This is a genomic window from Streptomyces sp. NBC_01363 (assembly GCF_026340595.1).
Classification (GTDB): domain Bacteria; phylum Actinomycetota; class Actinomycetes; order Streptomycetales; family Streptomycetaceae; genus Streptomyces.
Genome location: NZ_JAPEPF010000002.1, coordinates 1021153 through 1043746, shown reverse-complemented (window position 1 = coordinate 1043746; position 22594 = coordinate 1021153). Strand labels below are relative to the sequence as shown.

Annotated in this window: 18 protein-coding genes and 1 pseudogene; 8 read left to right on the top strand and 11 right to left on the bottom strand. The window is 72.0% G+C overall.

Annotation, left to right across the window (positions count from 1 at the left end):
- Positions 1-25: 25 nt before the first annotated feature.
- The 4 genes from OG611_RS32485 to OG611_RS32470 all read right to left on the bottom strand — a co-directional run bounded on the left by OG611_RS32485 (position 26) and on the right by OG611_RS32470 (position 4531).
- Positions 26-958: a LysR family transcriptional regulator gene (locus OG611_RS32485; RefSeq protein ID WP_266428394.1), complete on the bottom strand. Its 933-nt coding sequence runs from the start codon at positions 956-958 to the stop codon at positions 26-28.
- 82 nt (positions 959-1040) lie between these two features.
- Entirely contained in the window at positions 1041-2234 is a 1194-nt protein-coding gene (locus OG611_RS32480) for a glycine C-acetyltransferase (protein WP_266428392.1), read from the bottom strand.
- Positions 2235-2286: 52 nt separating this feature from the next.
- A complete protein-coding gene (tdh, locus tag OG611_RS32475) occupies positions 2287-3315 on the bottom strand; it encodes an L-threonine 3-dehydrogenase (RefSeq protein ID WP_266428390.1) in 1029 nt (342 codons plus the stop codon).
- A 574-nt stretch (positions 3316-3889) separates the two neighbouring features.
- On the bottom strand, positions 3890-4531 hold the full coding sequence (locus tag OG611_RS32470) for a GNAT family N-acetyltransferase (protein WP_266428387.1): 642 nt from the start codon (positions 4529-4531) through the stop codon (positions 3890-3892).
- A gap of 295 nt (positions 4532-4826) precedes the next feature.
- On the opposite strand from OG611_RS32470, the gene OG611_RS32465 reads away from it, so the two are divergent.
- Together OG611_RS32465 and OG611_RS32460 are read left to right on the top strand one after the other, a co-directional pair.
- On the top strand, positions 4827-6503 hold the full coding sequence (locus OG611_RS32465) for a cellulose synthase catalytic subunit (RefSeq protein ID WP_266428384.1): 1677 nt from the start codon (positions 4827-4829) through the stop codon (positions 6501-6503).
- Between the two features lie 16 nt (positions 6504-6519).
- A pseudogene (locus tag OG611_RS32460) lies at positions 6520-9454 on the top strand (acyltransferase family protein).
- 132 nt (positions 9455-9586) lie between these two features.
- On the opposite strand, the gene OG611_RS32455 reads toward OG611_RS32460, so the two are convergent.
- Positions 9587-10471: a peptidase S1 gene (locus OG611_RS32455; RefSeq protein ID WP_266428381.1), complete on the bottom strand. Its 885-nt coding sequence runs from the start codon at positions 10469-10471 to the stop codon at positions 9587-9589.
- Between the two features lie 376 nt (positions 10472-10847).
- Between OG611_RS32455 and OG611_RS32450 the strand changes: the two genes are divergently transcribed.
- On the top strand, positions 10848-13298 hold the full coding sequence (locus OG611_RS32450) for a GTPase-associated protein 1-related protein (RefSeq protein WP_266428378.1): 2451 nt from the start codon (positions 10848-10850) through the stop codon (positions 13296-13298).
- A 215-nt stretch (positions 13299-13513) separates the two neighbouring features.
- Positions 13514-13984, top strand: a complete 471-nt coding sequence (locus tag OG611_RS32445) for a hypothetical protein (protein ID WP_266428375.1) — start codon at positions 13514-13516, stop codon at positions 13982-13984.
- Positions 13985-14060: 76 nt separating this feature from the next.
- On the opposite strand, the gene OG611_RS32440 is transcribed toward OG611_RS32445, so the two are convergent.
- Together OG611_RS32440 and OG611_RS32435 are read right to left on the bottom strand one after the other, a co-directional pair.
- Positions 14061-15182: a DUF1648 domain-containing protein gene (locus OG611_RS32440; protein WP_266428373.1), complete on the bottom strand. Its 1122-nt coding sequence runs from the start codon at positions 15180-15182 to the stop codon at positions 14061-14063.
- A gap of 205 nt (positions 15183-15387) precedes the next feature.
- On the bottom strand, positions 15388-15780 hold the full coding sequence (locus OG611_RS32435) for a GntR family transcriptional regulator (protein ID WP_266428370.1): 393 nt from the start codon (positions 15778-15780) through the stop codon (positions 15388-15390).
- Positions 15781-15909: 129 nt separating this feature from the next.
- Between OG611_RS32435 and OG611_RS32430 the strand changes: the two genes are divergently transcribed.
- The 3 genes from OG611_RS32430 to OG611_RS32420 are packed head-to-tail and all read left to right on the top strand — an operon-like array spanning position 15910 to position 18049.
- Entirely contained in the window at positions 15910-16281 is a 372-nt protein-coding gene (locus OG611_RS32430; protein ID WP_266428368.1) for a hypothetical protein, read from the top strand.
- The gene (locus OG611_RS32425; RefSeq protein ID WP_266428366.1) at positions 16278-17255 is read left to right on the top strand and encodes an ABC transporter ATP-binding protein; all 978 of its coding nucleotides are present in this window, start codon (positions 16278-16280) and stop codon (positions 17253-17255) included. The genes OG611_RS32430 and OG611_RS32425 overlap by 4 nt, the downstream gene beginning before the upstream one ends.
- Entirely contained in the window at positions 17252-18049 is a 798-nt protein-coding gene (locus tag OG611_RS32420; protein WP_266428363.1) for an ABC transporter permease, read from the top strand. The genes OG611_RS32425 and OG611_RS32420 overlap by 4 nt, the downstream gene beginning before the upstream one ends.
- Before the next feature lie 67 nt (positions 18050-18116).
- Here OG611_RS32420 and msrB read toward each other — a convergent pair whose 3' ends face one another.
- The 4 genes from msrB to OG611_RS32400 form a co-directional block, all read right to left on the bottom strand.
- Positions 18117-18524 (bottom strand): peptide-methionine (R)-S-oxide reductase MsrB, encoded by a 408-nt coding sequence (msrB, locus tag OG611_RS32415; protein WP_266428360.1) that lies wholly within the window; start codon positions 18522-18524, stop codon positions 18117-18119.
- A gap of 9 nt (positions 18525-18533) precedes the next feature.
- Positions 18534-19928 carry a UDP-N-acetylmuramate--L-alanine ligase gene (gene murC, locus OG611_RS32410; RefSeq protein WP_266428358.1) on the bottom strand — a complete coding sequence of 465 codons (1395 nt, stop codon included), beginning with the start codon at positions 19926-19928 and terminating at the stop codon, positions 18534-18536.
- Between the two features lie 59 nt (positions 19929-19987).
- Positions 19988-20440, bottom strand: coding sequence for an indole-3-glycerol phosphate synthase (locus tag OG611_RS32405; protein WP_266428355.1), 453 nt, complete (start codon positions 20438-20440; stop codon positions 19988-19990).
- A gap of 149 nt (positions 20441-20589) precedes the next feature.
- A complete protein-coding gene (locus OG611_RS32400) occupies positions 20590-21360 on the bottom strand; it encodes a pyrimidine reductase family protein (RefSeq protein WP_266428352.1) in 771 nt (256 codons plus the stop codon).
- A 37-nt stretch (positions 21361-21397) separates the two neighbouring features.
- Between OG611_RS32400 and zapE the strand changes: the two genes are divergently transcribed.
- Complete coding sequence (zapE, locus tag OG611_RS32395; RefSeq protein ID WP_266428349.1) at positions 21398-22540, top strand: cell division protein ZapE; 1143 nt, start codon at positions 21398-21400, stop codon at positions 22538-22540.
- Positions 22541-22594 lie beyond the last annotated feature (54 nt).

Below are 22594 nucleotides of genomic sequence, written 5' to 3'. Positions count from 1 at the left end.
CGTCCGGCAGCCGTGGGGCACCGCGTCAAGGCGTTGCGGGCATGGGCAGCGCCCCCTCCCGTACCGCCGCCGCGGCCAGTGCGTCGAGCACCGGGGCGATCAGCGGATGCCCCTCCGCCCCCTGCCGCACCGCGGCGAAGACCCGGCGGGTCGGCGCGCTGCCCTCCACCGGCCGCACCACCACGCCCGTCAGCTCCATCCCCAGCAGCGCCGACCGCGGCACCAGCGCCACCCCGGCCCCCGCCCCGGCCAGCGCGACCACCGCGCGGAAGTCGTCCGAGGAGTGCTCCAGCCTCGGCTGGAAACCGGCGAACTCGCAGGACAGGACCACCACATCGTGGCAGGGGTTGCCGGGGTAGGGGCCGATCCACGCGTCCTTCTCCAGGTCGGCGATGGCCACCTGTGTCCGGCCGGCCAGCCGGTGCCCGACCGGCAGCACCGCGTCGAAGGGCTCGGAGTACAGCGGCACCCGGGTCAGCCGGCGGTCGTCCTCGCCCGGGGCGCCCCGGTACTCGACGGCGACGGCCACGTCGACCTGCCGGTCGAGCACCATCGGCACACTCGCGTCGCCCTCGGCGTCCTGGACCCGGACCCGGATGCCGGGCGCGGTGCGCGTCAGTTCGGCGATGGCGGGGGCGAGGACCAGGCCGATGCCGGTGGCGAACGCGGCGACGGTGACCGTGCCCGCGTCCCCCGCGCTGTAGGCGGCGAGCTCCGCCTCGGCCCGTTCCAGCTGGGCCAGCACCGCGTTGGTGTGGGTCAGCAGGATCTCCCCGGCGGGGGTGAGCCGGGCGCCGCGCGCGCCCCGTTCGACGAGCCGGTGTCCGGTCTCCTGCTCCAGCGCGGCGAGCTGCTGGGAGACCGCGGAGGGTGTGAGGTACAGCGCGGCGGCTGCGGCCGTCACCGTGCGGTGGTCGGCCACCGCACGGAGGATCCGCAACCGCCGTGAATCGATCATGTACCCCATTGTCCCAGGTCACGGAGGGAACCCCGCCGCCGGGCGGGGTTCCCGGGTGAGGCCCCCGGGTGAGGCCCGGGTGCTACTCCCCCAGCGCGGCCCGCGCGTCGACGAACGCGTCCACGGCCCGGTTCACGTCCTGTGTGGAGTGCGCGGCGGAGAGCTGGACGCGGATCCGGGCCGCGCCCTGCGGGACGACCGGGTAGGAGAACCCGATCACGTACACACCGCGCTCCAGGAGGAGCTCCGCCATCCGGCCTGCCTTCGCCGCGTCCCCGATCATGACGGGGGCGATGGCGTGGTCGCCGGGCAGGATGTCGAAGCCCTCCTCGGTCATCCGGGTACGGAAGAGCGCGGTGTTGGCGTTGAGCTGCTCGCGCAGGTCACCGGCGGCCTCCAGCAGGTCGAGGACCTTGAGCGAGGCCGCCGCGATGACCGGGGCGAGGGAGTTGGAGAAGAGGTACGGGCGGGAGCGCTGGCGCAGCAGCGCGACGATCTCGGCGCGCGCCGCGACATAGCCGCCGGACGCGCCGCCGAGCGCCTTGCCGAGGGTGCCGGTGATGATGTCGACCCGGTCCATCACGTCGTGCAGCTCCGGCGTGCCGCGGCCGCCGGGGCCGACGAAACCGACGGCGTGCGAGTCGTCGACCATGACCATGGCGTCGTAGCGCTCGGCCAGGTCGCAGATCTCGCGCAGCGGCGCGACGTACCCGTCCATGGAGAACACACCGTCGGTGACGACGAGCCTGCGCCGGGCGTCGGACGCCTCCTTGAGCTGCTTCTCCAGGTCGTCCATGTCGCGGTTGGCGTAGCGGAACCGCTTGGCCTTGGAGAGGCGGATGCCGTCGATGATGGAGGCGTGGTTGAGGGCGTCGGAGATGACCGCGTCCTCCGGGCCGAGGACGGTCTCGAAGACACCACCGTTGGCGTCGAAGCAGGAGGAGTAGAGGATCGTGTCCTCCTGGCCGAGGAACGTGGAGAGCCGCTGCTCCAGTTCCTTGTGGACCTCCTGGGTGCCGCAGATGAAGCGGACCGAGGCCATGCCGTAGCCCCAGCGGTCCAGCGCCTCGTGGGCGGCGGCGATCACCTCGGGGTGGTCGGCGAGGCCCAGGTAGTTGTTGGCGCAGAAGTTGAGCACCTCACCGGGCCGGCCGCCCGCGGTGACGGCGACCGACGCGGACTGCGGGGTGCCGATCACACGCTCGGGCTTGTGCAGTCCGGCGGCCTCGATCTCTTCGAGGGTGGTGCGCATGTCGTCGCGTACGGAGTCGAACATGAGGGGTGTCTCCCAGCTGTCTACGGTGGCGTCGTCCACGGGGGGCGTCGGGTCAGGAGGTCCAGTCGAGGATGACCTTGCCGCCGCGGCCGCTCGCCGCGTCGTCGAAGGCCGCTTCGAAGTCGCGGTAGCCGTACCGGCCGGTGATCACGGGGGCGAGGTCGAGGCCGCCCTCCAGCAGTACGGACATGGCGTACCAGGTCTCGTACATCTCACGGCCGTAGATGCCCTTGACGGTGATCATCGAGGTGACGATGCGGGCCCAGTCGACGGCGAACTCCTCGGACGGCAGTCCGAGCATGGCGATCCGGCCGCCGTGCGTCATGTTCGCGATCATGTCGCGCATGGCCTCGGGCCGGCCGGACATCTCCAGGCCGACATCGAAGCCCTCGCGCAGTCCGAGGCTCTTCTGGCCGTCGGCGATGGTCTCCTCGCCGACGTTCAGGGCGAGGCTGACGCCGACCTTCCGGGCCAGCTCCAGGCGGGCCTCGCTGACGTCGGTGATGACGACGTTGCGGGCGCCCGCGTGCTTGGCGACGGCCGCGGCCATGATGCCGATCGGTCCGGCGCCGGTGATCAGTACGTCCTCGCCGACCAGCGGGAACGACAGCGCGGTGTGCACGGCGTTGCCGAACGGGTCGAAGATCGCGGCGATGTCGAGGTCGACGGGGACCCGGTGCACCCAGACGTTGGACGCGGGCAGGGCGACGTACTCGGCGAAGGCCCCGTCCCGGCCGACGCCGAGGCCGAGCGTGGAGCGGCACAGGTGGCGGCGGCCGGCCAGGCAGTTGCGGCACTTGCCGCACACCAGGTGGCCCTCGCCGCTGACCAGGTCGCCGACGTTGATGTCGACGACGTCGGCGCCGGTCTCCGCGACCTCGCCGACGAACTCGTGCCCGAGGACCAGCGGGGTGCGTACCGCCTGCTGCGCCCAGCCGTCGTAGTTGCGGATGTGCAGGTCGGTGCCGCAGATACCTGTACGGAGCACCTTGATCAGTACGTCCGAGGGGCCGATCTCCGGCTCCGGCACGTCCATCAGCCAGAGTCCCGGCTCGGCCTTCTGCTTCACGAGTGCCTTCACGGCTGCGGCTCCCTGCGCTGGTGCGGCGTTGAGTACCCCGGGCCGGGGGCATGCCTGTGGGAAGCCTGCGGCCGGGGGAGGATCGAGAGGGACGGGGCAATGGCAGCGCGCGTCGATCGGCTGCCGCGCACCATCCTCTGCCGTCACGGAGAAATCTGCCGCACCCCGCGCCACAGGTCCATCGAGGTTTTCTTAAGCGCGCCCGCAGCTCCGCTTCATGCCGTGCTCCGTCCCGGCGTCATATGTGGGCGCCGCTGCCGCCCGGCGCCCGCACCGTTCCGCTTCATACCTCCGTGTACAGCCCAGGAAGCGCGCCCGCCCGCTCCGCACCCGGTAGAGGAACATCCCCGTCTCGGTCGGCACCTGATGGGTGGATCGGAAGGAGAGCGTCCGGGTGATGCCGGGGTGGCTGGTCCGGAACAGCCGCTGGGCGACGCCACCGCGTTCCGCGCCCGCCTCGCTCGTGGACCGGGCGGCGCGGGCGATCAGCCCGACCGCGTCGTACGCCTCAGCGGACCAGCCGGCCGGCGCGGCCCCGAACCGCTTCCGGTAAGCGGCGGTGGCTCGGCGGCCGCTACGCCGCCGGCCCTCCCGCGGGCTCGGCCGGTTCCGGGTCGGTGGCCAAGCGGGCGTGCAAGTGCTCGTCGTGGTACTTCCCGTCGCCGAAGCGGTAGGAATCGCGCAGTGTGCCCTCGGGGAGATAGCCGCAGCGGTCGGCCACCCGGCAGGAGCCCTCGTTGCCCACCGCGTGGGCTATCTCGATCCGACGGGCATCGGCGGTGGCGAAGCCCCAACTCGTCACCGCCCTGGTCGCCCTGGTGGCGATGCCCCGCCCACGGGCGTCCGGCAGTGTCCAGTAACCGATCATCGCCAGGCCGTCCTCGCGGTCGACCCAACGCAGAGCGACATTGCCCAGCAGGGCACCTCCGGCTGCTTCCAGCACGGCGAACGAGGCGCTGGCACCACGGTCCCAGGCCCCGTCCCGCGCCTGCACCCAGGCCAGGGCGGCGCCGCGGTCGGCCGTCGCGAGCGGGCTCCAGAGGGCGATCCGCGGATCCGCCGCCGCGGCCACCAGGCCGTCCAGCACGGCTTCCGACTCGGCGTCCTCCCGGCTCCATGGGCGCAGCACCACATCACCGAGGTCGAGTGCGGTGCGGACGAAGGCCCGCCGGTCGATGGGGTCCTGCGCGGCGTGCGGGGGCTTGACTGTGCTCATGGCCCCATTCCTACCCGGCCGTACGAAACCCCGCCAGCGAATTTCCGCCGGTCACGGGCGGTGGTCCGCGGTCCACCCCGGCCCGGGAATTGGACGACTGTTAACCCCCGCGTGCCCTTGTGATTCCCGCACGACACGGACGCAACCGATCGAATAGGTCTGGACCACTCGCGGACGCCTTGATCCGCCCACCACATTCGACACTCCCTTTTAACGCTCCCTTCGCAAATGGTCTATACCTTTGACGGTATGGTGGATCACCCGATGCCGCCAAATGCCCGGCCATGGGGGTCTTATGACGATCCATCATCTTCCTCAACCACCATCCGACCACGAGCTCTACTGGTACTTCGGGCCGCAGCGCCGCTGGGTACTGATCAGCACCTCGTTCGCCTTCGCACTCACCGCGGCGACGATGCTGACCTTCGCGCTGCGCACTCCGGCCCTGTGGGCCTTCCTCGCGGTGCTCGCCCTCAATGTCGTCGCCCTCGTCCTGTCCTCGGTCAACAGCCTGCGCCAGCGGCGGCTGACCAGGCGCTCGCACGAGGTGCTCGTCCATGCCTGGGACCCGGCCGAACTGCCCGGTGTGGACCTGTACTTGCCGACCTGCGGCGAACCGCTCGCCGTTCTGGACAACGCCTACCGCGCGGTCTCGGCGGTCGACTGGCCCGGCGCGCTGACCGTCTGGGTGCTGGACGACGCCGCGAGCCCCGAGGTCGCCGAGCTGGCCGCCTCGTACGGATACCGGTACGTCGTCCGGCCCGACCGGGGCCACCTCAAGAAGGCCGGCAATCTCAACCACGCGCTCACCCTGAGCAGCGCGGAGTACATCGCCATCCTGGACGCCGACTTCGCGCCCAGGCCCGACTTCCTGCGTCATCTCGTCCCGTATCTCGCCGACCCGGGTGTCGGCATCGTGCAGAGCCCGCAGTGCTTCGACACCGACAGGTCGATGAGCTGGATCCAGCGCGCCGCCGGATCGGCCCAGGAGTGGTTCTTCCGCTGGATCCAGCCGTCCCGGGACGCGAGCGACGCCGCGATCTGCTGCGGCAGCAACGCGGTCTACCGCCGCAGCGCCATCGACCTGGCCGGCGGCTTCGCCAGGCTCGACCACAGCGAGGACCTGTTCACCGGGCTCGCACTCCACGAACAGGGATTCCGCACCCTGTACGTTCCGGTACTGGTGGCCAAGGGCACCTCGCCGGACAACCTGGCGTCCTTCGTCAACCAGCAGTACCGCTGGGCGATGGGCAATCTGCATCTGCTGGGGACGCCCGTCCTCAAGCGCATGGGCGCCCCCTGGCGGATGCGGCTGTGCTTCTACGAGGGCATCGTCGGCTATCTGACGACGGCGGTGAACACCTTCGCCGCTCCGCTGCCGCCGTTGGTGATGCTGTTCCGGTACCCGGATGACGTCCGCCCCTGGCACGTGCTGCCGCTGCTCGCCCCGCTCTGGCTCTGGCACGTACTGCTGCCGCGGATCAGCCGGACCCGCTGGCGGGTGGAGGTGATCCGGGCCAACGTCCTGACGAGCGTCGCCGCCGGGGCCGCCTTTCTGCACACCCTGCGCGGCCGCAGCGCGGCCTGGGTGCCCACCGGGGCCGGCGGTGCGGCGAAGGGCGGCATGGCCCGCCGGGTCGTGATCGTCTCCCTCGCCTGGCTCTGCTGCTCCACCGGCGCAGCAGCTGCCGGGCTCGCCCTGGCGGTGGCCCGCAACGGCTGGGAACCCAACTGGGGTCTCGCGCTCTACCTGTTGGTGCAGTGCCAGATCAACCTGCCTCTGATACGCGACCTGTTGACCGAACTGCGCCCCGCCGACCCGGCACGCGGGCCCGCGCGGCCGGAACGTCCGACAGGACGCTCCCTGCGGCCCAGGCGCTGGCCCGAAGCGCTGGCCGCCACAACACTTCTCCTGCTCACCGCCCTGCTCGCATCCGGTTGGGTCAACCCGATGCTGCCCTGGCTGAGTTGAAAGGCCCGTCAGATCAATGTCCACGACCATGGCTCCCGGCTTCCGTCGCCCCGGGTTCCGCCCAGACATCGAGGGGCTGCGCGCGGTCGCGGTCCTCGGAGTCCTCGCCTTCCACGCGGCCGTGCCCGGCCTGACCGGCGGATTCGTCGGAGTGGATGTCTTCTTCGTCATCTCCGGCCATCTGATCACCGGGCTCCTGGTGCGTGAGGCCGTCACCACCGGGCGCATCCGACTCGGCGAGTTCTTCTCCCGCCGGGCCCGCCGGCTGCTGCCCTCCGCCGCCGTGGTCCTCGGCGCCGTCGCGCTGGCCGGGGCCTGGCTCACCGTCCCGCTGCGCCGCACCGAGCTGGAGTACGACGTGGTGGCCGCGGCGTTGTCCGCCGCCAACTGGCGCTTCGTCCAGCAGCAGACCGACTACCTCGCGGCAGGCCACGACCAGAGCCCGTTGCTGCACTTCTGGTCGCTGGCGGTGGAGGAGCAGTTCTATCTCCTCTGGGCCCCGCTGCTCGCCGGGTTCGTGTACGTCGCCGCCAGGGCGGCACGCCGGGGGCGCGCCGTGCGGTCGGCGGTGACCGCCTTCACCGTGCTGCTGACGCTCGGCTCCTTCGCCCTGTCCCTGCGCTGGACAAGTGACTCCGTTTCGCTGGCATACCTCGGAACTCCGTCGCGGGTATGGCAGTTCGGCAACGGTGCGTTACTGGCACTGCTGCCCTGGCACCTGCTGCGCGGCCCCCCGCCCGTTGCGTCTGCTGTGCGGGTGGGCGGGGGCCGGGGCACTGTTGTGGTGCATGGTCGAGTACGACGCGTCGACCCCGTACCCCGGATACGCGGCGCTCGTGCCGACGCTGGCCACGGCAGCGGTCATCCTGGCCGGGATACCCGACCGGTCGGCCGCCGGGAGCGCGAACGACCCGGACGCGTACGGGGTGGGGCGGCTGCTGGCGGGCCGGGCACCCCGCGCGGTCGGACGGCTCTCCTACACCCTCTACCTGTGGCACTGGCCCGTACTCGTACTCGCCGAGGCCCGCCTCGGCACGCTGGACTGGCCGGCGAAGGCGGCGCTGGCGGTGGCGTCCGCGTTGCCCGCGCTGGCCACCATGCGCTGGGTCGAACAGCCGGTGCGTCACAGCAGGACCGTGTCCGAACTGCCCCGGCGCGGACTGTCGGTGGGGGTGTCGGCCGTCGTCATCCCGGTCGTCCTCGCGCTGGTGATGGGCACCACGACCCTGCGGCTGCTGGGCCCGGCCGCACCGGTGGACGTGAAGGGCCTGCCGCCGGGCGCGGCCGAGGGCCCGCATCTGCTGTCGCGGAACGGCACGCCGTTCAAGGACGGCCCCGTGGTACCCAGTCCCGTGCAGGCGCGCAAGGACTTCCCGCCGGACGGGGCCTGTGAGGTGGCACCGCCGGTGACCAGCAGTCCGCCCTGCCTGTTCGGGGCGACCGACAGCCCGGACCGGATCGTCCTGCTCGGCGACTCGCATGCCGGCCAGTGGTTCTCCCCGATGCTCGCCCTGGCGGCCCAACGCGGCTGGGCCCTTGAGGAGTTGATGAAGCAGGGCTGCCCACTGCCCGAACTGCGCGTGGTAAACCCCCAGTTGGGCCGCACCTATCACGAGTGCGACACCTGGCGTACGGACACCCTGACCCGGCTCGGCAAGGGGCCCAAGCCCCGCCTCGTTGTGATCGCCTCCCTCAACCGCTACACCGATGACCAGCGACTCCTCACCAGGGGCTGGGAGAAGACGCTCAAGCCCCTGCGTGCGCTCGGGGTCCCGATCGTGTACCTGGAGGACACTCCCGTGCCGGGGAAGGACATCCCGGCCTGCGTCTCCGGGCACACCACGGACCCGGAGGCATGCGCGTTCGACCGCGACACCGCACAGTGGCCCGACCCGCTGGCGCGGCGGATCGCGTCCGGCCGGCTGCCCGGGGTGCGGGCCGTGTCGGTCGACCCGGTCCTGTGCCCGCCGAAGGGGGCGACCTGCCCGGCGGTGCTGGACCGGATCCTGCTGTACCGGGACGACGCCCATCTGACCGATGTCGCCGCCGTGGTCCTCACGCCCCGGCTCGAACGGCTCCTCTCGGAGGCCGGAGCACTGTCCGGCGGCCCGGGGCCGGAGGCGGACGGCTGGACCCGGATCATGCACGACGACTTCGAAGGGCCGGCGGGCAGCCGCCCGTCCGCCGCCCGCTGGAAGTACGACATCGGCACCTGCTATCCGGGCTGCCCGGCCCCGCAGTGGGGAACCGGTGAGATCGAGACCATGACGGACTCGACCGACAACGTGCGCCTGGACGGGAAGGGCTCACTGGAGATCGTCCCCACGCTCAGGGACGGCAAGTGGTACTCCGGCCGGATCGAGTCCCGGCGGGCGGACTTCGCACCGCCTCCCGGCGGTGCTATGCGGATCGAGGCGTCCATCGCGCTGCCCGATGTCACCGGCTCCGCGGCGGCGGGCTACTGGCCGGCCTTCTGGACCCTGGGAGCGAAGCTCCGCGACGGCTTCACGGGGTGGCCTTCGGTCGGTGAACTCGACGTCATGGAGTCCGTCAACGGCCGCGACACCGTCTTCGGCAGCATGCACTGCGGCACCTTCGAAGGCGGCCCCTGCGAGGAGCCGGTGGGCCTCACCTCGGGACCGCGGCCGTGCCCCGGCTGCCGTACCGCCTTCCACTCCTACGCCGTCGAGGTCGATCTGACGCCCGGTGCCGAGGAAGTGCGCTGGTACCTGGACGGCCGCGTCCACCACCGGGTCACCGAGGCGGGAATGGACTCCCGGACGTGGGACCGGGCGGTGCACCACGGGCTGTTCCTGATCCTGAACGTGGCCATGGGCGGCAAACTCCCGGCCGCCGACGGCGCCACCGCGGGCCCCAACACCGAACCGGGACACCCGATGCGCGTCCAGCACGTCACCGTCTCGACCCGGGAGGGCTCCCCCCGCTCCTGACCGACCACGCCGCGCCGCACACCGAGTCGGCTCCGGTGCGCGGCGCGGCACGGTATCAGGTGTTACAGGCCGGACGCGACATGTCACGCGTCACTCGTCACGCGTCACTCGTCACGCGTCACGCGTCACTCGTCAGGAGAAGGCCAGCTCGGTGACGTCGTTGGCCTCCAGGACCCACGTCGCGGTCAGGCCGCCCTCCTTCACCCGTGCGTCGCCGTCGCCCTTGAGCACACCGATGCGATTGCCGGACAGGGCGATCTGGATGGCCTGGTTGTACTCGTGGACCCAGCTCGCGCTGAGGCCGCCCTCCTTCACGTGCGCCTCACCGTTGTCCTTCAGGACGCCGATGCGGTTGCCCGACAGTTCGAGCTGGATGACGTCGTCGGACTCCCGGACCCAGGAGGCGCTGAGGCCGCCTTCCTTCACCCAGGCGACACCGTTGCCGGTGAGGACGCCGATGCGGTTGCCGGCCAGGTCGATGCCGATGACGTTGTCGGACTCCCTCACCCAGGAGGCGCTGAGGCCGCCCTCCTTCACCCAGGCGACACCGTCACCGGTGACGACACCGATGCGGTTGCCCGAGAGTTCGAGCTCCTTGACCTTGTCGGACTCCTTGACCCACGTGGCGCTCAGGCCGCCCTCCTTCACGTAGGCCTCGCCGTTGTCCTTCAGGACGCCGATGCGGTTGCCGGACAGGGCGATCTGCTTGACGTCCCCCGACTCCCTGACCCAGGTGGCGCTCAGGCCGCCCTCCTTCACCCACGCGACACCGTCACCGGTGAGGACGCCGATGCGGTTGCCGGACAGGGCGATCTGCTTGACGTCCCCCGACTCCTTGACCCAGGTGGCGCTGAGGCCGCCCTCCTTCACGTAGGCGTCACCGTTGACACGCAGGGTGCCGATGCGGTTGCCGCCGTCGCCGGAGACCGTGCCGGGCACCGCGTTGGCCGTGGACGAACCAGCGAGACCGGCCAGCGCCAGAACGGCTGCTGCCGCGGAGAGAGTCTTGAGATTCAACGGAGTAACTCCAGTACACAGAGGGATCCTTGGGCCCAATGAGCAGTGCCCTCGGGGGATTGAGCAATCCGAAGACGCTCAACGACTGGAGGGGCGGCGGGTGCCAGGGCCATTGGGGTGACGCAGGCGCATTGAGCGGGGCTCGCCGCGCGCCGGGTCCCGCGAGCCCGGCCGGGTCCGGACGAAGGCCCCGGGCGACCTTCCTGCGGGGTGCGTGCGGGGCGGTGTGCCTTGATAGCGTCGCTCCCGCGATTGCGGACCGCTCCCCGCCGGGGTCGTCGCTGCGCCCGGACGGCCCGCCCTCGACGGACGGCCTGCGGAGCGGGCGTGCTGACGGTACGGGGACGTTCGCGGCAAGGACGAAGAGGGCCGACGCATGAGCCTCGCGCAGTTGCACTACACCTCTGCCACCGCGGGGGACGACGGGGGCGGCGCACGGTTCACGGCCGTCAGCGCCGGCATACCCACGCCGGTGCTGGCGGAGGCCGAGCAGCTCCTCGGATACGAGCCGCCCGCCGGAGCTCCTTACCACCCCACCACCGGCGAACTCCGTTCGTTTCCTGAGGCGTTCAGCTTCAGCACCCTGTCCGACGGCAGTCATCTGCTGAGCCGCACCGTGGCGCTCGGCGGCCCCGGCGCCGGCGGATTCCACGCGCACGCGGTGCACCTTCCGGCCGGTACCCGGCTGCCGGGCGAAGCGCTGCCGATCACGGCCTGGCGGTCGCCGAACTGGGCCTCCGTCGCGCCGGTCGGCGGCACCCCCGGCCCCATGGCCGCCCTGCCCGCCTCCGCCGCCTTCGGTCCCGAGGCGCTCAACGACTTCGCGGTCTCCCGGAGCCCCTGGCTGGCGGCGGTCTTCGCCGACCTGCGCCGGGTGTGCGAGGAACCGGCGCAGGCGCGGCTCGTTCTCGTGGAGCGGCAGTGCGCCGATGTGGCCCGGTGGATCGCCCTGGCCGGAGCCGTACTGCCGCCGGAGACCGCTCAGCGGCTGACCTTCACGACCTATACCCGCCGGCCGTCCGATTCCCCGCACCGGGTCGTCGGGGTGCTGCCGGAGGACGCCCCCGAACCGACCGGCCCGGACGGCGCGTTCCTGGTGCGCGACTGCGCCGGGGCGCGCCCCGGCGAGCCGGTGGGCGATGCCTGGGCCGAGACCTGCGCCCGGATCTGGCGCAACCGGTCCCCCGAGCTGTTCCGGGTGGCGGCGGAGCTGCCCGGCGAACCCTTCGCCGCCGGGCCGCTCGCGGTGACGGCACTCTGCGCGGGCGTCCCACTCGGCCCCGAAGGGCGCGCCGCGGCGGCGAACTGGGCGGCCGAGCGGCCGTACGCGCTGGACGAGGAGCGGACCCGGCAGCTGACCGACGCGCTGACCGCTCCCGGACTTGACCGCACGAGCACCGAACTGTCCGGGGTCGCAAGGCTGTTGACCGCCCTTGACGGCCGGTCCGCCGCCGCCACGACCGCGACGCTCGGCGCCCTGCTGGTGACGGAGGCGGTCCACGGCGGCGATGTCGCACTCGAACCGCCCGCGCGCTCGGTCTTCGCCGGACCGGCCGGGGAGCGTGCCGTCGCCGCGCTGGTCACGGCTCTGGGCGACGACCTCCGTACCGAACTCGCCACCGGTACGCCCCTCGCGGCCTCCGCGACGCCCGTTCCCGGGCGGAGTGTGGGGCGTGCCGTGCAGTTGCTGCGGATCGCTCGGCTGCTCGATGTGGACTGCGCGGAACTGCTCCCCGACGTCGTGGGCCGGATGGCCCGGTCCCTGCTGGACGAAGGGCCGGCCGACTGCGCCGCGGTGCTGCTCGATCTGCTGGACGAGCAGTTCGATGTCCGTACGGCGCTGCTCGGCGAGCTGGACCGGATCGCCCCGCAGGATCCGTCGGCGACGGAGCGGCTGCTGGCGGAGGTCGCGCTGCCGTTCACCGGGGCACAGGCACTGCCGCATCTGCGGATGTGCGCGGCGGCGCCGGACGCCAGGGCGGGCAGCGGCGACGACCGGGTGAAGGTGCTGAACACGGTGCTGCGCGCCGGTGGAATGTCACCGTTCACCGAGCCGTTGGTGCTGCGTACGGCGGTGGGTCTCGCCTGGGGCGACGGCACCCCCACGGCGGGCGAGGCCCGGCTGCTGCTGAGTGGGAGCACTTCCGACGCGCACCGTACGGCCGGTACGTGGGCCGTTCTCGTCGCGGCGGTGCTCGGTGCCCCCGCCGACGACGCGGAGGCCCCCGAGCTCGCCCATGACCTGTTGCGCGGCTTCCCGCAGGAGATCGACGCGCGGACGCGCGGCGCCCTGCTCCTCCTCGAGTTCGCGCGGGACGTCCGCTCGGGGGCGGCGGAGCCCGGCTGGGCGGAACAGGCCCGGAAGCTGTGTGCCGGGGCCGAACCGGTGGAGCCGGGCGTGCGCGAGCAGGCGTTCGGCGCCCTGGCCGGGCAGTTGCTCGCCCCGGACCGGCCGGAGGCGGAGCTGTACGCGTTCGTCCACAGCGACGACCCGGATCTCATCGCGGCCTACGGCAACGCCGCCCGGCAGGACGCGGTGCTCGCCCGGCTGCGCTCCGACCCGGCCTATGTCGCCGACTGCTTCACCGTCTGGAGCTCCCACCCGCACGCGGGCCGTGCCTGGGGCGAGACCCGGGCGGCGCTGCTGGAGGAGGTGCTGCGTCCGGTGGTGCGCGGCCTCTCCGCCGGCGAGCTGGCGGCGGTGGAGGAGGCCGCCGAGCGGGCGGGCAGCAGCCGTACGGCGGAGGCGTTCCGGACGTGGAACCGGCCGGGCGGCCTCCGCAGGCGGCTCGGCAGCAGACTGGCGGCGCGGGTGCGCCGGTCGTGAGCGGCACCCCTCGGCCGTCGTGAGCGACACCCTTCGGCGGTCGTGGGCGACGCTCTCCGGCGGTCGTAGGCGAGGTCCTCGGTGGCCGCCCGCGACACCTTCGGCAATCGCGGGCGGGCCACGGAAGTCGTGGCCCGTCCGGGGCGACCGGTACCGTGTGACCTATCGATCTCGTGCGCTCCCGGCGGGCTGCGTGACACCCCCAGGAGGAACAGATGACGACGAACCGCGGACGCAAGGACGTCATCCGGGACCGGATGGCCGCGACCGGCGAGTCGTACAACGTCGCCGCCCGCAATCTGAAGGCCATGAAGGACATGGGCGCCACGCGTGAGGCCGTCCTCACCCAGCGCTGGCGTCCCGCCGACACCCTCGATGTCCCCTGCCCCTGCGGCGGCACGTGCGAGCCCGGTGAGCGGTGCGAGCGCTGCCACGCGCTCCACCGGCACATGGCGCGCTACCCCGGCAGCGTCACGGACGTGGAGACCTGGGCCGACCGTTACGACTGCATGGGCTGCGCGTCCTCGTACATCCTGACCGTGGTGCTGCCCGGTCGGCCGTGGGGTGTCGCCGAGACCGTGATCCGTGGCGGATCCGCGGAGCCGGTCGTGCGGGCCCGGGTGTTCCCGGGTGTCGCCCATCCGCTGCTGCGGCCGGAGGGCGCCGAGGGCGAGACCGAGGACTGACGACCGGCGTCGGCCCCCGCATCCGCCCCGCCCCGCGCCCACGCCCGTCAAGGCGGAGGCCCCGGCCGCCCCGGAGTCACCGGACGGCCTGGACGACGGTCGCTCCCACCGCGACGGCGAGGACCAGGGCCGCGACGACCAGGGACCGCGGGTTGCCGAAGTTGACCGTCCAGCCGATGCCGACCCGTTTGGGCACCAGGACCGCGGGATCATCGGCATTGACGTAGATCGTGCCGGCGCCGCGCCAGAAGCGGTCGTCGTCGCGCGCGACCAGTCCGGTGCTCTCCTCGCCCGTGCCCTCCGGCAGCCTGCTGCCGGAGGGCCCGACGCGCAGGACGAACCGGGCTACCACGGCGAGCACCGCGACGAACGGCACGCCGGTGACGGCCAGGCTCACGACCATGGAGCGGGTGTCGCTCCACATCAGCGCGGACAGCCCGAGCAGCATCAGGTTCACCAGGGCGGTGATGCCCATCATGGAGCGGGCCGTGACGGTGAGGTAGCGGCGGTACCGGGCGGCGTCGGCCACCGGGCGTGCCACATCGAGGTCGGCACGGGCGCGGAGCAGCCCGGCGACGACGACGGCCATGGTGAGGGTGAGGAGGACCTGGCCGAGGACGAGGCTGAAAGCGGTCCACACACTGGTCGTGTACATGTGGTAGACGGTTCCGCCGGAGGAGCGTTCGGGCAGTGCGATGCGGTCGGGCAGGCCGGGGTAGACGACGACGCCCGCGGCGAAGCTGACGGCGATCACGACGAGCCCGGGGACGGTCCAGCCCCAGGGGAAGCGGACCGGGTCGGTACGCAGGGACGTATCCGCGACGGAGCCCTGCCGGGCCTGTCCGTACCATCCGCCCTCCGCCTTCGCGCGTGCGATGCCGCGGTGGGCCCGTACCCACAGGGCGGCGGCGAGGGCGCAGAGCAGCAGGGAACCGGCGGCTCCGGCGGTGAGGGTGCCGAGCGCGGCGCCGAGCGCCGAGGCGAGCACCGTGACGACGGCCGCGGCGACGAGCATGGCACCGCGGTAGCGACTGTGCTGTTCCTCGACAACGGCGGCGCGCGTCTTGTCCGGCGGTACACGGACGCCGAAGGGTACGGCGGAGGGGTTGAGGAGCGGGCTGGGGGCGGCGTACAGGACGGCGCTCAGCACCGCGAGTAGGCCGAAATTGAGAGCTGCGTCGACCAGCAAGGTGTTCACCTGTCCGTTCTTGTCGCTGATCCCGGTGGAGCGGGGCGCCGCACCGGGACACGGAATGACGTTTCGGGGTCTCGTTCCGCGCGCCGCTCCGCGAGGGACGTCGTGCCGCGGCCTGGGCCCTGCCGTCAAACTGCCGTCGTCGCCCGCAGACGGCAGTTTGACGACAGGGCCTGGCGGTCCCAGGTCTCCCGCCCGGCCCCACGGGTCAGGGCTTTTCGTCCCCCCTCCCGGGGAAGCCGTCCAGAACCGCCGCGACATGCCTCTTCACCTCCTCCTTCGCGATCCCTCGCACGTCCAGCTCGGCGAGGAGGGTACGCATCCGCGCCTCCCAGTCGACGCCGGCCCGCAGTTCGTCCGACGGCTGCTTGACATCCGGCCGGACCGCCGCACCGCTCTTGCGGTTGATGCGGATGATCCCTTCGCGTCGTAGCAGGTCATAGGCCTTGTTGACGGTGTGGAAGTTGATCGCCAGGTCGACGGCCAGCTGCCTGGTGGAAGGAAGACCGGCACCGGGCGCCAACGCCCCTTCCGCGATGGCTTCCACCACCCGGTCCCGGATCTGCTGATAGATCGGCACCTCGCTGTCGAGGTCGAGCACTAGGTACACGCCCCATACTCTATCTGCTATACATCTAATAGAACAGACGCTCATGGCACATGCGGCAGCGCGATGGCCCTGCGCAACTGCCCAGGGGCCGCCCAGGCCCCCGATGGAGGGTGAATCCCCATGGCACTGATGAACATCTCCGACACCGGCCTCACCATCGAGTTCACCGGTCGTGAGCGCATATGGATCCGGCGCGACCCGCTGACCGTGCCGCTCACCGCGGTCCGCCGGGTGACCGTCCTCGACCATCCCCTGCGCGCCGCCCACGGCGCCCGCAAGGGCCTGCACGCCTCCGGAGTCGCCAAGATCGGCACCTGGGGGTTGCTCACCGGCCCTCGCCAGCTCGTGGCCGCCTACCGGGACAGGCCGGGACTGCGCGTGGAGCTGGACCGCGCCGCCGCCGGTGGCGGCTTCGACGAGCTCGTCCTCTCGCTCGACGACGCGCAGCGACTGGCGCGGCTCATCGAGCAGCGGGTGGGGAGCACCCGATGAGCGGGCGGCCGCAGGGCCTGCGTATCGAAGTCGACGGGCTGACCAAGCGGTTCGGCCGTGTCCGCGCCGTCGAGGATCTGAGCTTCACCGTACGGCCGGGCGTCGTGACGGGCTTCCTCGGCCCCAACGGCGCGGGCAAGACCACGACGATGCGGATGATCCTCGGCCTGGTGAGGCCGACCGCGGGCACCGCCACCATCGGCGGGGAGCGGTACGCGGAGCTGTCCAGGCCCTCCGCCACCGTGGGTGCCGTGCTCGACGCCTCCGCGGTCCACCCCGGCCACACGGCTCGGGACCATCTGCACATCTACCGCACCATGGGCGGCCATCCGGCCGACCGGGTCGACCGGTTGCTGACCCGGCTGGGACTCGCGCAGGCGGCGGACCGCCGGACCCGCACCTTCTCCACGGGCATGCGGCAGCGGCTCGGCCTCGCCACCGCCCTGCTGGGCGACCCGCGGGTGCTGCTGCTGGACGAGCCGGGCAACGGACTCGACCCCGAGGGCATCGCCTGGCTGCGCGGCCTGCTGCGCGAGCTGGCGGCCGAGGGGCGCACGGTGCTGGTGTCCAGCCATGTGCTGAGCGAGGTGCAGCAGATCGTCGAGGACGTCGTCGTGATCCGCGAGGGCCGGCTGGTGGCGGCGGGACCGCTGACGGAGATCGAGCGGCTCTCGCCCGGCACGGTGCTGGTCCGCTCCCCGGACGCGGCGGCGCTGCGCGCCGCACTGCTGCGCGGCACCGCGGGGGCCGGCGCGGCCGACCGGGTGGACCTCATGCCGGACGGAACGCTGCGCGTGTACGGGATGGCGGACTCCGCCGTCGCCGATCTGGCCGCCGCCGAACGGCTGCGCGTGTACGGGCTGACCGCCGGAACGAGCCTGGAGCAGCTCTTCCTCCGGCTGGCGGGGGACGACGCACCGGCCGGCCACGACCGGCCGCCGGTAGCGGCGAACGAGGAACGGGACCGGCGATGAACGCACTGATCAAGGCGGAGTTCCGGCGACTGGCCGCCACTTGTCTCCGGCTGTGGGCACTCCTCGCGGCCGTCGCCCTGGGCGGCGGCATGGTGGGGGTGATGACGCTGGTCGGCCCGGAGAACTTCGATCCGCCGGCGCCCGGCCTGGACACCGAGGACGGCGTCCGCTCCGTCCTCGGGATGCTGAGCTTCACGGTGTTCCTGCCGGCCGCGCTCGGCACCCTGGCGATGACCGGGGAATACCGGCACCGCACCGCCACGTACACCTTTCTCCACGCCCCGCGGCGCCGGCAGGTGCTCACCGCCAAGCTCGTCGCGTACGGCGTCGCCGGCCTGGTGTACGGGCTGGTGCTCACCGGCACCGCCGGGGCCGCCTTCTTCGGGGGCGCCGCGGCGCGCGGGGTGACCCCCGGCATGACCACCGGTGAAGTGTGGGCGCTGCTGCTCGGGCCGGCCCTGGCGATGGCGGTGTACACCCTGCTGGGCGTGGCCGCCGGGGCGCTGATCCGCCACCAGGTCGCGGCGCTGGCCGTCGTCGTCGGCTATCTGTACGCGGGTGAGTACCTGCTGATGATGATCCCGGGCGTCAGACTTCTCTACCCGGTGCTGCCCGGTGGCGCCACGGCGTCCCTGACCGGCTTCAGCTATGTCGCGGACACGATGGCCGCGGAGCTGGCGACCGGCCCGGTGCCGCTGCTCTCCCCCGTCGGTGGCGGACTGCTGCTCGTCGGCTACGCCCTGGCCGCGGCGTTCGTGGCGGTCCTGGTGCCGATGCGCAGGGACGTGCACTGAGCCCGCACGGCGGAGCGGGTGCCCCGGAACGCGTTCGTTCCGGGGCACCCGTCCCGGCGCTCGTCCCTCAGCCCTCGTCCGGGGCCAGGCGCAGCGAGATCGAGTTGATGCAGTACCGCTGGTCCGTCGGGGTCGGGTAGCCCTCGCCCTCGAAGACATGGCCGAGGTGCGATCCGCAGCGCGCGCAGCGGACCTCGGTGCGGACCATGCCGTGGCTGCGGTCCTGGATCAGTTCGACCGCGTCCGTGTCCTTCGGGTCGTAGAAGGACGGCCAGCCGCAGTGCGACTCGAATTTGGTGTCCGAGCGGAACAGATCGGCACCGCAGGCGCGGCAGGAGTAGACGCCCGTGGTCTTGGTGTCGGTGTATTCACCGACGAAGGCGGGTTCGGTGCCGGCCTGGCGCAGGACCGCGTACTCGGCCGACGTCAGCTCCGCCCGCCACTGCTCGTCCGGCTTCTCGATGTCGTACGACACGGCGCTCCCTCAGCTCGACAGATGGTCCAGGATCTGCGGGCCGAGGTCCGTGACGTCGCCCGCTCCCATGGTGAGAACGAGGTCGCCGGGCTTCGCCATTCCCGCGATGGTCCCCGGGACCGCGGCCTTGTCGTGGACGGCGGTGACGTCGGCGCCCGCGGAGCGCGCGGCGTCGATGATCAGGTCGCTGGTGATACCGGGGATCGGGTCCTCGCGGGCCGGGTAGATGTCCAGCACCACGGAGCCGTCGGCCAGCGCGAGGGCCTGGCCCATCTCGGTGCCCAGCTCCTGGGTGCGGGAGAAGAGGTGGGGCTGGAACACGACCAGGAGGCGGGCGTCGGACACGGCGCCGCGCATCGCTTCGAGGTCCGCGGTCATCTCGGTGGGGTGGTGCGCGTACGAGTCGATGACCTGCACGCCCGCCGCCTCGCCCTTGAGCTGGAGGCGGCGCTTGACCCCGGTGTACTTGCCGAGGGCCGAGGCCAGGTTGTGGGCCGGGATGCCGAGGGCGACACCGGCGGCGAGGGCCGCGACGGCGTTGAGGGCGTAGTGGCGGCCGGGCACGGAGACCGTGAACGTGAGGTACTTCCCGTTCAGGATGACCGTGACCTCGCTGGTCAGGCCGCGCGGGGTGATCTTGTGGACCCGTACGTCGGCGGTCTCGGACTCGCCGTAGGTGACGACGTTCAGCGAGGGGAGGGCACGGACCCGCTCGGTCAGTTCGACGGCGCCGGCCTGGTCGGCGGCGATCACCAGGGTGCCGCCCGGGACGACCTTGCCGGTGAAGGCCTCGAACGACTCGTAGATCTCGTCCATCGAGGCGTAGTTCGCGTGGTGGTCCAGCTCGACGTTGAGGACGATCGCGACCTCGGGGTCGTACTTCTGGAAGCTGCGGTCGCTCTCGTCCGCCTCGGCGACGAAGATCGCGCCCTCGCCGTGCGCGGCGTTGGTGCCGGGGCCGGCCAGGTCGCCGCCGATGGCGTACGAGGGGTCGAGGTTCAGCTCGGTCAGGGCGACGGCCAGCATCGACGTGGTGGTCGTCTTGCCGTGCGTACCGGCCACCGCGATGGCGCGCAGGCCGCCCATGAGCGAGGCGAGCGCGTCGGATCGGTGCACGACGGGGACCGACAGCTCGGCGGCGCGCAGCAGCTCCGGGTTGTCGGCGCGGATGGCGCTGGAGACGACCACGCACGACGCGTCGTCCGCCAGATGTCCGGCGGCGTGCCCGATGTGGACGGTCGCCCCCAGCGCCCGCAGCGCCTCGGCGGTACCCGACTCCTTGGCGTCGCTGCCCGCGACCTTGGCACCGCGCTGGGCGAGGATCTTCGCGATGCCCGACATTCCGGCGCCGCCGATGCCGATGAAGTGCGGCCGTTCCATGGCGGCAGGAATACCGGGTGCCATGCGTGTGTCTCCCAGAAGTCGATACGGGTACCGGAGCCGGTACGGGGTGCCCGCCCAGCCTATTCGCTGTGCGCGAAGAGCTTGAGCACCGGTACGCCGACCTTGTGGCGGGCCCTGGACGCCCAGTCCCGGTGGAAGAACTCCTCGACGTAGTGCGGCGCGGTCAGCACGATGACCTCGTCCGCCTCCGCGTCGTCGACCACGGACTTCAGCTTGTCCAGGGGGTGGTCCTCGATCACCTGTCCGACCGCTTCGGAGCCTGCCTGCCGCAGGGCCTCCAGCGATACTTCGAGCGCGAGTTCGGCGGGCTGTCTGGCGTTCTTGCCCTCCGGCTCCTCACTCTCCCGGGCGGCTTCCTTCAGTTCGCCCATCGCCAGGTCGTCGATCGCCCGCAGCAGCACATCGGCCTGGTCACCGCGCGGCTGCATGAGCACGACGAAGGAGATCGGCTCCTCCCCGTGCAGGGTGGTGACGAACTCGACGTCCTCGGAGGTGAGGGGCTTCTCGATCATCAAAACGCTGGTGAACACCACGGGTGCCCTTCTGCTTCAGTGGCCGTCGCCGGTCACTGCTGAAACCATCCTTCCCCGTGCTCGCACGGGGTCTGCGAGAGTAATTGTGCCCATCGGAGGCTAACCGGAACGACAAATTCCGCCCACTGTCAGATCCGACGGTACCGAGTGAAGAGGAACCCGGCCTCTTCCAGCATCGACGCCAGGGCGAATCGTTCCGGCACGGCGACCGAGGGGCCGCCCGCGATCCGCTGCGCGTCTCCGGCGGTCAGCATCGGCGAGAGGGTCAGACAGAGCTCGTCCAGCACCCCGGCGGCCACGAACTGACCGAGCATCCTCGGGCCGCCCTCGGTCAGCAGCCGCTCGAGTCCGCGGTCCGCCAGCTCCCGTACGGCCCTGGCAGGGTCCACCCGGGAGCCCTCCCCCGCGATCACCACCTCGGCGCCCGCCCGGCGCGCCTCCTCGATCCGGGCCGGAGGGGCTCCGGCACCGGTCAGGACCAGGGTCGGGACGAGCGGCTCGGTGAAGAGCGGCAAGGAGAAGTCGAGGTCCAGGCTGCCGCTCACCACGGCGATCGCGGGCGCGGGGCCCTGTCCGGCCGCGGCCCGCCGGGCGGCGAAGGCCTCGCGGGCCCTGGCGGGGCGGTAGCCCTCCAGGCGTACCGTCTCCGCCCCGGCCAGCACCACGTCCGCCAGACCGCGCAGGGTGCCGAAGATCCGCATGTCGCTCTCGCAGGAGATCGGCTGCGAGCGGCCGTCGTGCTGGGCGGCCCCGTCGAGCGTCGAGACCATGTTGGCGCGCAGCCAGGGGCCGTCCTGCTCGGGGTAGGCGTAGGCGTCGGCCAGCGCGTCCAGGCTCCACTCCCCCTCGTGCTCGTGGTCAGCCGGTGTCAGGTCGGTCACAGGGAAGAGGCGTCGCATGTCCTGCAGTCTGGCACGGCGCTTAAGGTTGAGAGTTGTGTCGTCCTCCACAGCCCTGCCGGGGCAGAGCCCCATAGCCGAAACGGCCCCCCTGTCCCTCTGCGCACTCGAACCCCGCGTTCCCGCCGACCGGCTGGTCGCCGAGATGGTGCCGCCGCCGCGCTTCGACTCCGTACGCTTCGATACGTATGTGCCGGACCCCAACCAGCCGAGCCAGACCGAGGCGGTCAAGGTCCTGAGCGACTTCGCGGCCGGGCTCGGCGGGGCGCACGCCAGCGGCTCGGGCAAAACCGGAAGAGCGCGAAGCGCATCCTTCGAGGGGTGGTGGCGGGCGACGGGCGGGCGGTTCAGCAGGAGGAAGCCGACGGCTCCCTCGGCGCCGCTCGGGGTCTATCTCGACGGCGGTTACGGCGTCGGCAAGACCCATCTGCTGGCCTCCCTCTGGCACGCCACCCCCGCCGCCCCCTCGCTGAAGGCGTTCGGCACCTTCGTCGAGCTGACCAACCTGGTCGGCGCGCTGGGCTTCCAGCAGACCGTGCAGACGCTGAGCGGGCACCGGCTCCTGTGCATCGACGAATTCGAGCTGGACGACCCGGGCGACACCGTGCTGGTGTCGTCGCTGCTGAGCCGACTGGTCGAGGCGGGGGTCGCGCTCGCCGCCACCTCCAACACGCTGCCCGGCAAGCTCGGCGAGGGCCGGTTCGCCGCGGCCGACTTCCTGCGGGAGATCCAGGGGCTGTCCGCGCACTTCCGTCCGCTGCGGATCGACGGCGAGGACTACCGCCACCGCGGGCTGCCCGAGGCCCCGCCGCCGTACTCCGACGAGCAGGTCACCAGGGCCGCGTACGCCACCGAGGGCGCCAGCCTGGACGACTTCCCCTCGCTGCTCGACCATCTCGCCCGGGTCCATCCGAGCCGCTACGGCGCGCTGACGGACGGTCTGCGGGCAGTCTGCCTCACCGAGGTCCAGCCGGTTCCCGACCAGTCGACCGCGCTGCGGCTCGTCGTCCTCGCGGACCGGCTGTACGACCGGGAGGTCCCGGTGCTCGCCTCCGGGCTGCCGTTCGACCGGCTGTTCAGTGAGGAGATGCTGAACGGCGGATACCGGAAGAAGTACTTCCGGGCAATCTCCCGGCTGACGGCGCTGGCGCGCGACGCGAAGGGGCTGGTGGCGCAGTAGGTTCGGGGACGTACCTCCCCCTCGGGGCCCTTGGGCGCCGAGGGGCTCCCGTAT